The sequence below is a fragment of the Paenibacillus sp. YPG26 genome (assembly GCF_023704175.1).
Taxonomy (GTDB): Bacteria; Bacillota; Bacilli; order Paenibacillales; family Paenibacillaceae; genus Fontibacillus.
Map to the genome: position 1 here is coordinate 1,570,001 of NZ_CP084530.1, position 11,938 is coordinate 1,581,938.

Annotated in this window: 14 protein-coding genes; 11 read left to right on the forward strand and 3 right to left on the reverse strand. The window is 48.9% G+C overall.

The window, feature by feature from the left end:
- Nucleotides 1-66: 66 nt before the first annotated feature.
- From LDO05_RS07285 to LDO05_RS07295, 3 genes are all read left to right on the forward strand, one after another.
- Nucleotides 67-294 (forward strand): hypothetical protein, encoded by a 228-nt coding sequence (locus tag LDO05_RS07285; protein ID WP_251378185.1) that lies wholly within the window; start codon nt 67-69, stop codon nt 292-294.
- A gap of 142 nt (nt 295-436) precedes the next feature.
- Nucleotides 437-880 (forward strand): GNAT family N-acetyltransferase, encoded by a 444-nt coding sequence (locus LDO05_RS07290; RefSeq protein WP_251378186.1) that lies wholly within the window; start codon nt 437-439, stop codon nt 878-880.
- A gap of 73 nt (nt 881-953) precedes the next feature.
- Entirely contained in the window at nt 954-1,193 is a 240-nt protein-coding gene (locus LDO05_RS07295; RefSeq protein WP_251378188.1) for a DUF3892 domain-containing protein, read from the forward strand.
- Between the two features lie 126 nt (nt 1,194-1,319).
- On the opposite strand, the gene LDO05_RS07300 is transcribed toward LDO05_RS07295, so the two are convergent.
- Nucleotides 1,320-2,054 carry an MBL fold metallo-hydrolase gene (locus tag LDO05_RS07300; RefSeq protein ID WP_251378190.1) on the reverse strand — a complete coding sequence of 245 codons (735 nt, stop codon included), beginning with the start codon at nt 2,052-2,054 and terminating at the stop codon, nt 1,320-1,322.
- Nucleotides 2,055-2,199: 145 nt separating this feature from the next.
- Between LDO05_RS07300 and LDO05_RS07305 the strand changes: the two genes are divergently transcribed.
- Together LDO05_RS07305 and LDO05_RS07310 are read left to right on the forward strand one after the other, a co-directional pair.
- Nucleotides 2,200-2,757: a copper amine oxidase N-terminal domain-containing protein gene (locus LDO05_RS07305; protein ID WP_251378191.1), complete on the forward strand. Its 558-nt coding sequence runs from the start codon at nt 2,200-2,202 to the stop codon at nt 2,755-2,757.
- A gap of 102 nt (nt 2,758-2,859) precedes the next feature.
- Nucleotides 2,860-3,171 (forward strand): DUF1292 domain-containing protein, encoded by a 312-nt coding sequence (locus tag LDO05_RS07310; RefSeq protein ID WP_251378192.1) that lies wholly within the window; start codon nt 2,860-2,862, stop codon nt 3,169-3,171.
- Between the two features lie 134 nt (nt 3,172-3,305).
- Here LDO05_RS07310 and LDO05_RS07315 read toward each other — a convergent pair whose 3' ends face one another.
- Complete coding sequence (locus tag LDO05_RS07315) at nt 3,306-4,778, reverse strand: aminotransferase class I/II-fold pyridoxal phosphate-dependent enzyme (RefSeq protein WP_251378193.1); 1,473 nt, start codon at nt 4,776-4,778, stop codon at nt 3,306-3,308.
- Between the two features lie 166 nt (nt 4,779-4,944).
- Here LDO05_RS07315 and LDO05_RS07320 point away from each other — a divergent pair, with 166 nt between their 5' ends.
- Complete coding sequence (locus LDO05_RS07320) at nt 4,945-6,228, forward strand: MFS transporter (RefSeq protein ID WP_251378194.1); 1,284 nt, start codon at nt 4,945-4,947, stop codon at nt 6,226-6,228.
- 61 nt (nt 6,229-6,289) lie between these two features.
- On the opposite strand, the gene LDO05_RS07325 is transcribed toward LDO05_RS07320, so the two are convergent.
- Nucleotides 6,290-6,913, reverse strand: a complete 624-nt coding sequence (locus tag LDO05_RS07325; protein WP_251378195.1) for a DUF1054 domain-containing protein — start codon at nt 6,911-6,913, stop codon at nt 6,290-6,292.
- 272 nt (nt 6,914-7,185) lie between these two features.
- Here LDO05_RS07325 and LDO05_RS07330 point away from each other — a divergent pair, with 272 nt between their 5' ends.
- From LDO05_RS07330 to LDO05_RS07350, 5 genes are all read left to right on the forward strand, one after another.
- Nucleotides 7,186-7,782 (forward strand): hypothetical protein, encoded by a 597-nt coding sequence (locus LDO05_RS07330; RefSeq protein WP_251378196.1) that lies wholly within the window; start codon nt 7,186-7,188, stop codon nt 7,780-7,782.
- Nucleotides 7,783-7,957: 175 nt separating this feature from the next.
- Nucleotides 7,958-9,364, forward strand: coding sequence for an NADP-dependent phosphogluconate dehydrogenase (gene gndA / locus LDO05_RS07335; RefSeq protein WP_251378197.1), 1,407 nt, complete (start codon nt 7,958-7,960; stop codon nt 9,362-9,364).
- A 138-nt stretch (nt 9,365-9,502) separates the two neighbouring features.
- The gene (locus LDO05_RS07340) at nt 9,503-10,018 is read left to right on the forward strand and encodes a shikimate kinase (protein WP_251378649.1); all 516 of its coding nucleotides are present in this window, start codon (nt 9,503-9,505) and stop codon (nt 10,016-10,018) included.
- Nucleotides 10,019-10,081: 63 nt separating this feature from the next.
- A complete protein-coding gene (gene aroA, locus LDO05_RS07345; RefSeq protein ID WP_251378198.1) occupies nt 10,082-11,377 on the forward strand; it encodes a 3-phosphoshikimate 1-carboxyvinyltransferase in 1,296 nt (431 codons plus the stop codon).
- Nucleotides 11,378-11,420: 43 nt separating this feature from the next.
- Nucleotides 11,421-11,852, forward strand: a complete 432-nt coding sequence (locus LDO05_RS07350) for a CoA-binding protein (protein WP_251378199.1) — start codon at nt 11,421-11,423, stop codon at nt 11,850-11,852.
- The last annotated feature ends 86 nt before the right edge of the window (nt 11,853-11,938 follow it).

An 11,938-nucleotide genomic window follows, 5' to 3' on the forward strand; every position in this document is an offset into this window, starting at 1 on the left:
CAGCTGTATAATTCTCTCTTCAAATGGGAAGGAATAGGCTCATTACACACCTGGAGGTCAGACCAAATGAGGAATACTAGGCATGGCTCAAGAGTGGCTCTCTTCACGATCGTATTAATCAGCTCACTCGCATTTTTGAATGGCTGCGGCATGAATGATTCGACAAGGGTTCCTGGCGATTCCATGTTTTCTTTCCCGATGCCCCATGTACCTGTGACAGAGGATGTCTACAACCCTTCCGTTATCGAGGATGTCTATTCACCGGGTGGGGAGCAGCTGGATAATTGGCAGTAACCCGTTTGCGGGGAGCAGATTCAGATTACAGTCAAAGTCGATCCTGGAGTGAATCTCTTAGTGATCGACTGTTTTGTTGTCTTAATATTATTTGTTATAATAATTCAGCTGAAGATTAATTCATACTAGAAGAGGTGACGTCTTGGCTGCCATCATTATACCGGTACATACGGAAGAGCAGTTGAATCAAGGATTGGAGATCCGGAAGGAAGTATTTGTGCAGGAACAGAAGGTCCCCGTGGACCTTGAAATAGACGAGTTCGATGTGATCGGACCTGATTCCCACCATGTGCTGATTGAGCTGGATGGGAGATATGCGGCGACGGGCCGGATTACTTACTACAGGGATAATGCCGCCAAACTCCAGCGGATTGCTGTCCGCCAGGAATTTCGTTCTCATGGCATCGGACGGGTTCTGATGCTTGCCCTGGAGCAAATGGCGAGAGACCTCGGTTTTGAGAAGGCCGTTCTGGACGGCCAGTGTCAGGCTGAAGGCTTCTATACCAAGCTTGGGTATAAGGTAATCTCCGAAGAGCCCTTTTATGACGCGGGGATTCTGCATGTGAGAATGGAGAAGAAATTGTAATATTCCAGAGGGCTACGGGTTAAGCTACCTTCTATTACGTGATTAATTAGAACTTAGAGGGAGCTGACCACTTATGCCTAATGCTGACAGAGAAGTGTTCGTAGCGGTTCAGAAGAATGGGGATGGAGATCTATCCGCATTCAAGACCTCATCTGGACGTGTTCTCTCTTACGAGGAAGCACTGAAGGAAGTCCAAGCAGGCTCTATTGCGGGCGTTAACGCTTTTAAGGGCAGGGACGGAGAGACCTATCTGCGTGGCGATGCGGATGGTGATCCGACCAACAATCTGGATGCCCTGCCTTATTTCGAATAACATGAGCTGTTAAAAGCAAGAGGTCATCCTAGCCGGGATGGCCTCTTTACCATTCAATACCGAAATGAATTGCTATCGCGGCAGATCCGTACGTGTCAATCAACCGCTAATGGGACTCCAATGCGCTCATAGCTCATATATCTCATGCTGGCGCAGGAATTCCATCTCGGCTGTCTGCCCTTGATACTGCTCCATCTCATCTCCATAGTGCATGAGGCTGATCTGTGAGCGGATTTCGGAGGGCAGCGTGAGAAGCTCATCTAGAGTCGTGTGAACGATGCCCTGGCCAGTCAGCTGCACCTCGTGAAAAATTTTGCGGCAGCCCCGTTCCCCCACCAGCTGCTGCAGCAAGGCAGGTTGAAACGTCATATCTGCACTGTAGAAAATTTCGCCATTCAGGTAGAGTGAATAACTCTTCTTGCCTTCAATATGAGGCGTCTGAATAATCTCGACCTGTAGGGAGTCATCCACGCGTGTTATCTGATCTTCCCGCAGCAGTCTGACCTCGAAGGCATCCTCCAGGCTCTCAATTCCATCCTGACCGAGTCCACCCTTAAGTGTATGCTCCCACAGCGGCTGCACAAGCTGTTCAGCAATGTAGAGAACCGGCTTCTGTTGATAGACGTATTTCATTTGGAAAGCGAACTCTTCCAGGCCGCCCACATGATCCGCATGGATATGTGTAATCAACACAGCATTGATATCCGCCCAGGTCTTACCGAGCTGATATAAGGAGATTGGCGCGGTTACTCCACAATCAATAAGCAGGGTCTGATGACCGGTATAGAGCAGTGCGTTATTGTTGAAATATTTCTTGGCAAAGGCTCCTCCTGTGCCAAGCATTTGTAATCGAAGACCCATGATCTCACTCCTCTGGACTAATCTCACTTCTATACTTTAACATGTCAAGACTGCCTGGACAAAATAGGGTCTGGACGACCGCAACTTGATTGAAAATATGAAGTATAACCATATAACAACATGGTATGAAGGAGGGTGTATGGGAATGAAATGGAAGAGAGTGGCTGGACTTGTACTGGCTTTTTCCCTCTTTGGCAGTTCTATGATTTATGCCGATACAGCTGTGCAGAAGATTCGATTAATAATTAATGGTCAGGACATAGATGACGGGGGTTACATGGTGGATGGGAGAGCTTATGTACCCGTAAGAGAATTGAATGGATTAATTGACTATGATGAAGGGACCAAAAGAGTTGCTTTTACCCAGCCGAATGTGGACATTTTTCTGTTCAAAGGGGATACGCCTTTTGGTAAGGTGAGTGCGGGTAAGCTTAAATTCAATGTGTTCTGCCAGATTGACAGCCTGAAAGTGGACATCAGTTCAGTGAAGGTCACGATTAAGGGACCTGATGGATCCGAGAAATCGATTCAGTCCCAGGATCTGGGCAAGGAGCAGAAGGATAATTTCTGGTTCAGGACACATGATTACACGTATGACTTCAAGACTGCCGGCAAATACACGATCAACTTCTATATGAAGATGAACAAGAGCAAGGACTACGTCCTGGTTAGTGAGAAGGTCATAAATGCAATTGGCGGTTAGGCATTAAGAAGCATATCCAAAATTGACCTATATGATTGGAAATGTTACGATACGAGAGTATGCGACAGTAATTAACAAATTAACCCGAAGTGAGGTATTTCAATGAGCGATCACAAACATGAGCACGACGAAGCTTGCGGACACGATCACGACCATGATCACGAGGAGTTCGTGCTCACGTTGACAGACGAGAACGGTCAGGATGTGGAGATGGTTCTCGTTGAAACTTTCGATGTTAGTGAGAAGGTCTATGCTCTTCTGCTTGAACGTAACAATCCGGAAGCTGACGGCATTATTCTCCGTCTGGAAGAAGAAGACGACAAGATGGTGCTCTACAATATCGAAGATGAAGAAGAATGGCGTCAAGTTGAAGAAGCTTACAACGAAATCGTCTCCGCGCAGGAAGAATCTTAATTTCGTGTGACTGTAAGCCGAGAGCTCCCTTTTGGGGGCTTTTTTTATTTTCAGATAGATGTTTTCTACTAAAATCATACAAAAACAGGCCAAACTTGAAATCGTCTGACCTGCACGTTATCCTCTTAATGTACCTAAAATATGGGATCTGCTTCAACAATGACTTTAACTTGATGAATATTACGATCCTCAGGACCCTTAACCGGAAGGCCAACGTCCACATGTTCGACAATGTAATCAATGTTCTCCTGTGAGATGACCTCTCCCGGAAGCAGGATGGGAATACCCGGCGGATAGACATAGATGAACTCTGCAATGATGCGTCCAGCCGATTCCTTGAACGGGATGACCTCGGTATCCGCGTAGAAGGCATCCCGGGGAATCAGGGAGAGCTGCGGAATCTCTGGTGTTTTTACAACCAATTCATTGGCTGGGTTCACGGAATGCTCAGCTGCGAGCTCGCGGAGAGCCTTGAGCAGAGTATCTACGGTCTCCTGGGTATCGCCTGGAGTTATGAAGCACAGGATGTTGTACATATCACTGAGCTCAACTTCGATGTTGTAGTGTTCCCGAAGCCAATTCTCCGTCTCATATCCGGTAATCCCCAGGTGTCTCACATGGACGGTAATCTTGGTGGGGTCGTGGGCATAAGTGGCTTCTCCGCCCAGAATTTCTTTGCCGAAGCAGTAGAGACCTTCGATCTTGTTCACTTCGGTTCTGGTGTAATCAGCCAGCTTCAGTGTCTCTTCAATCATCTGTCTGCCACTGAGCATCAGATTCCTCCGCGCGGTGTCCAGCGACGCCAGCAGGATATAGGAGGTCGAAGTTGTTGTGAGCATGCTGATAATGGTCTGAACCCGCTGAGGGTTGACATAACCGTTCTTCACGTTCAGATTCAGCACCGAGCTCTGGGTCATGGACCCTCCGAGCTTGTGGACGCTCGTTGCAGCCATATCCGCACCCGCCGCCATAGCGGAGACAGGGAGCTCGTCATGGAAATGAATATGAACCCCATGGGCCTCGTCCACCAGCACAGGCACGTGGAAGCTGTGGGCAAGCTCTACAATCTCCTCGAGGTGTGCGCTTATTCCGAAGTAAGTCGGGTTGATGACAAGCACTGCTTTGGCATCGGGATGACGCTTGAGCGCCCGGCGGACAGATGAGGTGGTAATCCCATGGCTGATCCCCAAATTCTCGTCCTGTGCAGGGGATACGAACACGGGCTTGGCACCGGCAAAAATAATGGCCGACATCACGGATTTGTGAATATTACGCGGAACAATGATCTTGTCGCCGGCTGAGCAAATGGACATGATCATGGTCATGATGGCACCGCTTGTTCCTTGTACGGAGAAATACGTATAGTCTGCGCCGAAGGCATCAGCTGCTAATTTCTGTGCTTCCTCAATGACCCCTGTAGGTTGATGGAGATCATCGAGCGGCGCAATGTTAATCAGATCTATAGAGAATGCATTATCGCCAATAAATTCACGGAATTCCGGGTCCACTCCTGCCCCTTTCTTATGACCGGGGATATGGAATTGGACGGGATTGCTAGCCGCATGTTTTTTGAGAGCCGTAAAAAGCGGCGTACGGTTGTGATCCATGTTGAGCCGTCACTGCCTTTCTTGTGTAATTTATAAACAAGCTTGAGTATAGCAAATAGGGGCGGGAATGCAAGCGCAGATTGGTGAGCGTCCGTGTAAATCTGATTCAAAATGGGACAAAATAGATAGAGATTAATGGAACGGAAGGCAGGATAAGGAGGCAGGTATGGAGCTTACAAAGGCAAAAATGGTTTCGAAACGGTTAATGACCCCGGTTTTTATTTACTTATGGATTATCATGTTCCTGGTGGAATTTGTTAAAGGCGCTCTTCTCGTTACGATTCTTCCGGTATATATGGGCGATGTTCTGCACTTGACCACCTTTGCGATTGGGTTGTCCATCTCCATGCAGTACATCGGGGACAACTTGTTCCGGAGCCCCTCAGGCTGGCTGATTGAACGGATCGGGTTCCGGATGACTATGGCTATAGGACTTGTGCTGACTTTTGTCGCCGTTGGTATTATCGCCTATACCTCCAATACGGCGCTTATCGTCTTCGCTTGTGCACTGCTTGGAATGGGAACGGCTCCGCTGTGGCCTTGTATTATGATGGGTGTGTCCGCAGTGAGCAGCGAGAACAATAACTTTGCTACCGCAATGGGCATTATTCAGATGTCAAGTCTGGGCGGAGCGGGTGCCGGCCCTATCGTAATTAACTTCTTCATCGGAGACGGCTCTTACCGGAAGGTATTCTGGATTCTGCTGGGCTGTATGGCGCTGGTGCTGGCCGTATCTCTGCTTCTGCCTGGTAAAAGAAAAACCAAAACAGCCGATCCGCATGTGCTTCATCCCGAAGGGGAAAGTAAGCTTATGGCCGGAGGAGTTAGTCAACTAGGGGGCAATCTCCGAAAAACGTTCGCCGAGATTAGGAAGAATCTCAATGTCAGCTGGATGCTGTATCCGGCTTTATTTCTCCAGTCCTTTGCCATCGGCCTGCTTACCCCGGTTATCACACTATATGTGCGTACCGTTCTTCACCTGTCCCCGGCGAGCTACAGCGCCCTGATGGTGGTCGGTGGCGGGATAACAGTTATCGGACTCATTCCGATTGGCAAGCTGGCTGACCGATATGGTACGAAGTGGTTCCTGCATATCGGGTTCCTCCTGGCAGCGGTATCTATCGCATTGTTCGCAGTGAACCGCTCAATTCCCATTCTGTGGGTGCTTGTGGCGCTGATCGGGATCAGCTATGCATTCATTCTGCCGACTTGGGACACCATGATCTCCCATATGCTTCCTTCAGGAGAGAAGGGGGCAATCTGGGGCTTGTTCCTCACGATTCAGGGCTCGGGGATGGTATTTGGACCGATGGTATCCGGGAAGCTGTGGGATTTATTTGGCCCAGGCTCTCCTTTTATGGCCAGCGCGATTGTCATGGGAATCATGTTCGTCCTTCATCTGGCCTTATCGCGGCAGCATGCACGGAATCAGCCGGAGATAACTTCATGAAATACAGACAGGGGTGCCCGAGGTCAACCGACCTTTTGGGACACCCCTGTTTTTGATTTTGCTAGAAAGAAACTTTATAGAGCGGAAGCAGCTTCTCGAACGTATCTTCCACCTTGGCAACAAGCTTGTCCCCGTCACTTAGGATCGGATCACCCTGTTCAATTCGGAGACCACATAAGATCTCCGACTTCTTCACCGAGCTCAGCTTGGCTGCCATGGCTTTAAAGTCACTTGTTGTCAGGTCATGATGAAGCTGACCGCCCGGATCCATATGATCCATGGACCAGTAGAACTCTGCCGGAATACTTTTTTTCACACTGGACGCGTGTTTGTCCAGATATTTGGCGAGAATGAGCTTATTGGGGCTCTCGTATATGACCGCAAAAATAATGAACAGATGGGAGGCGAACATCCCTACCTGGAAATGCGGAAGTGCCTTGTAGCCGCGCTTGCTGCTCCCCCAGGCTACCCAGCTGTCATGCGGCGGATTAATAGTCCTCCGTGCATGCTTGGCCACATGAGGGAACATCTCTTCTCCGCAAAGCGCGGACAGATATGGGCTGAGTATTCCGCCCAGCTCGTCCAGCTTGGGCCGCAGAACCTGAATTAAAGCCTCCATGCGGGGTTCCAGCCCCGGAACAGTGAAGACATCGAAATCTTGCTTGGTGAACCCGGTAAAAGTCATGAGTGGTGCCCCCTGAATGTATGGATATGTACACGAGACCGCCTCGTGAAATGTGCAGCAGCTTGATTATATCAAAAACCTGCTGTATTTGCGTCACGACCCGATCTTTACGGGTAAAAATAATCAAATAATCCAAGTTACCGTTACATAAGATAAAGTATAAGATAATGTAAACTGTAACCAGGACGATTGTAATTTTGCACGTTTCATGCCCTGCAGAGTCTATGCTTTCGGAGCAGTTTTGCTTAGCAAAACTTGAAGGAGGGAGTCCCATGAACAAAAGTTACGAAGTAGAGTATTGCAACCTGGAATTACGATTTGAACGCAGACATATTCAGCAATTGATCCGTGATTTGATTCAAGATGGATATTCCCTGTACTGGAGTGAAAGCGAGTCTATCTTTATTGTCTCCGTCCGCACTGGCCGGAAGCTGACCAAGCTCCGTTTCCAGAGGATGCACCAAAGCTACAAGCTGGTTGGAGATTATATTATTAAGGATGCGAAGCTTGCGGAATGGCTCGAGAAGCTGATCGGTGATTTGCGGGGGCATGCTGTTGTGAAGCGGTTCAAGGATCGCCAGATTCTGATTGAAAATATCTTGTTCGGCGAAGTAATCCGTCTAGTTGAGGTATCTGGTGTGCAGCAGCGGGTTCTGTACCAGAAGGGCGCGGATCCGAGCTTTGAGAAGATGGCATATATGTACAATTCCCTCTCGGCTGAGCATGAGATCGAGTGTCTTCAAGGGGAAGTGGACTCAGAGCTTGAGCGGCTGTTCGAAGCACTCGAATCCAAAGACGAGAAGGCCGCGGATGCCAGCAAAGAAAAGCTGAAGAGATTGCGCCGCAGCCTGATGGAGCTTGAATGGTGATCAAGGTTAACCTAAATACGATATGACCAAAGCACCTCAAAACTTATCGATTTGGGGTGCTTCGTGCGGAGGATGCTTTGACATATTACAGCAGCGGGGGGTTCACTTCTTTGCACAAAAGCATTAAAATGATATTATTGTCATAAAATATAGTCTGCAAAGGATGGAGAACCTGATGTCAAAACAACAGATAGGCGTCATCGGTCTTGCGGTGATGGGTAAGAATTTGGCACTGAATATTGAGAGCAGAGGCTTCACTGTATCTGTATTTAACCGTTCCCCTCAGAAGACCCACGAGCTTTTGGAGAATGAAGCCAAAGGCAAGAATCTTGTCGGAACCTTCTCGGTAGAAGAATTCGTGCAATCTTTGGAAACTCCGCGCAAGATCCTCATTATGGTACAAGCCGGGGCAGCTACGGATGCAACGATTGAGCAATTGATCCCTTATCTGGATCAGGGCGATATCATTATTGATGGAGGTAACGCTTACTTCCCGGATACCCAGCGCCGCAGTAAAGATCTTGAAGCCAAAGGCTTCCGGTTCATCGGAACAGGCGTATCAGGCGGCGAAGAGGGCGCATTGAACGGACCTGCGATTATGCCGGGTGGTCAGGAAAGCGCTTATGAGCTGGTTAAGCCAATCTTCACAGCAATTTCTGCCAAGGTAGATGGCGACCCTTGTTGTACATATATTGGACCGGACGGTGCAGGACACTATGTGAAGATGGTTCACAACGGCATTGAGTATGGTGACATGCAGCTGATCGGCGAGGCTTATCATTTGCTCAAAGATACACTTAACCTTGATGCAAAGGAACTGCATGAAATCTTCACAGAATGGAACAAAGGTGAGCTCGACAGCTATCTGATCGAGATTACTGCCGATATCTTCTCCCAATACGATGAAGAGACTGGCAAGCCGATGGTTGATGTGATTCTTGATGCCGCTGGCCAAAAAGGTACAGGCAAATGGACAAGCCAAAGCGCTCTGGATCTTGGCGTGCCGTTGTCCATGATTACCGAATCCGTCTTCTCTCGTTTCTTGTCAGCGATGAAAGAAGAGCGTGTTGCTGCTAGCAAAATCCTCAGCGGCCCTGCCAAGTCCTTTAGTGGCGACAAGCAGGAATTTATTGAGGACGTTCGCAAGGCATTGTTCGCAAGTAAGATTGTCTCTTATGCGCAAGGCTTTGCTCAAATGCGTGCGGCTTCCGATGAGTACGGCTGGGATTTGAAATATGGCAATATTGCAATGATCTTCCGCGGCGGCTGCATTATCCGTTCCCAGTTCCTGCAGAACATCAAGGACGCTTATGACCGTGATCCTGCACTGAAGAACCTGCTGCTTGATTCTTACTTCAAGCAAATTGTCGAAACCTACCAGGACGCATGGCGCAAAGTCATCTCCACAGCGGTTGCCAACGGGGTTCCAGTTCCAGGCTTCTCATCCGCATTGTCATACTATGACAGCTACCGGACGGAAAGATTGCCTGCGAACCTTCTTCAGGCGCAGCGCGACTACTTCGGTGCCCATACCTTCAAACGTGTGGACAAGGAAGGCGTCTTCCACCATCAGTGGTTCTAATATAACCATAATTTTGAAGACACCCCGGCCAGGTTTATTGCCTGCCCGGGGTGTCTTTTTGCTTCAGGCATAATGTGTTATGATATGACAAAGTTAATTTTTGAGAGTATTGGATCAGGAAGATATGAAGTAGGTGATATGTTGAAAGGGCCGAAGGACAACATTATTTTGATTGGTATGATGGGCACCGGCAAATCAACCGTCGGTTCACTTCTGGCGGCGGAGACCGGGCATGAGCTCGTTGATCTGGATCTGGAGATCCAGCTTAAGGCCGGCAGTACGATCCCTGAGATTTTCGCCAATAAGGGAGAAGGCTTCTTCCGTGATCTGGAGAACGCTGTTCTGCGGGAGATGCTGCAGCGGGAGCGTGTGATCCTGGCCACAGGCGGAGGATGTGTGCTGAGGGCTGACAACTGCAAGGAGATGGCTGCAAATGGCTGGGTTGTATCCTTGAAAGCCGACGCAGAGAGCATTATCAGCCGGGTAGGAGAGGATCCGAATCGGCCGCTGCTGGCTGGAGGAGCACGTGAACGGGTGGTTCGCCTTCTTGAAGAGCGTAGAGACGCATATGATTTTGCCCATTGTACGGTGGATACAACTGGCAAATCAGCAGCTGACGTGGCTTCGGAGATTTTAATGCATTACCGCGTCTAAGCTTCGTTAACATGAGGACATACCAACCAGATATCCACATAATTATACAAAAGGAGAGTACATATGAATATTATTGTTAGGCCGACACCTCAGCTAAAAGGGGAAATTCAAGCTCTTTCTTCAAAAAATTACACGACAAGGTATTTGCTCGTGGCCGCGCTTGCTGAAGGGACCAGTACCATATATCATCCGGCTCATAGTGAAGACAGTGATGCTATGCGGCGCTGCATCGCCGATTTGGGCGCGGAGATTGAGGAAGACGACGAGAAGATTGTGATCAAGGGCTTTGGTTCCAGACCAAAGGACGTTAAGGAGCTTAATGTAGGCAACGCCGGAGCAGTGCTCAGGTTCCTTATGGCTGTTACCGCACTTTGTCCTGACGTTACATTTGTGAATACTTATCCTGACTCCCTAGGCAAGCGCCCTCACGATGATCTGATTGATTCTCTTACCCAAATGGGCGTTAATATTGAGCATAATGAAGGACGTCTTCCTATCCGCATCCAGGGAGGAGCGCCAAGAGGCGGGAAGATTCAAGTATCCGGGGAAGTCAGCTCCCAATACCTGAGCGCACTGCTGTTCCTCACCCCTCTGCTTGAAGATGACAGCGAGATTGAAGTGCTTGGAGATCTCAAATCCAAAGTAGTTGTTGGTCAGACACTGGAAGTGCTTGAGCAGGCGGGTATCCGGATTGAAGCTTCCGACGATTACGTTCACTTTAAAGTTCAGGGACGCCAATCCTACCAAGCCAAGACGTACCAGGTACAAGGCGATTATCCAGGCTCTGCAGCCATTCTGGCAGCCGCTGCGGTGACAGAGTCTGATGTAATCGTTAAAGGGCTGGAAGAGCACAGCAAGCAAGGTGAGCGTGCAGTTGTGGATGTCCTGAAGATGATGAACGTCCCTCTGACCCATCAGAACGGTGTGGTCCATATCCAGGGGAACGGCAAGCTGAAGGCTGTCGAATTCGATGGGGATGCCGCAACGGACGCGGTGCTTGCTATGGTTGCTGCAGCTGTTTTTGCCGAAGGAACCTCAAGGTTCTATAATGTCGAGAATCTTCGTTATAAAGAGTGTGACCGTATTACGGATTACTTGACTGAACTCACTAAGGCGGGAGCCCGCGTCGAGGAGCGTCAAGCTGAGATTATTGTCCATGGCCGTCCTGAAGGCGTGGAAGGCGGAGTAGAGATTAATGCCCATTACGATCACCGGGTGATTATGGCATTAACCATTGTGGGACTTAGGTCCCAGAAGCCGGTGACCATAAGGGATGCGCACCACGTTGCCAAATCGTACCCGCAGTTCTTTGATCACATTTCTGCACTTGGCGCTTCCGTAGAATGGCTGGAATCCTAATTTAATTCATTGAACTGAATTTATTGACAGGGGGAATCAGGCTATGTCATTTGAGAATCCAGGCCGGCAGGAAATCAAAGAAATCCTGGAGTCGGCTGGAAATATCGCTATCGTAGGCTTATCGGACAAAACGGACCGTACGTCGTATATGATTGCTCAGGCCATGCAGATGAGAGGATACCGGATTATTCCTGTGAATCCGATGGTGAATGAGGAGATTCTGGGGGAGAAGACCTATGCGAGCCTTAAGGATATCCCTGAGTCTGTAGACATTGTAAATGTGTTCCGCCGGAGTGAATTCACTCCGGAAGTGGCACAGGAAGCTGTTGAGATTGGTGCTAAAGTGTTATGGCTGCAGCTGGGTGTCTTCAGTGAAGAGGCCAACAGCATTGCTTCCAAGGCTGGACTTAAAGTCATTATGGACCGATGCATCAAAGTGGAGGATGCGGTTACTTCTCCTGTCCGCAGCCGTTAATGGGCGAATATATAGTTGTATCTGACAAGGCACTCAGTATGAGTGCCTTTGTTGTTTGAGCTTTTTCCTTTGACAAATGTTCAGAT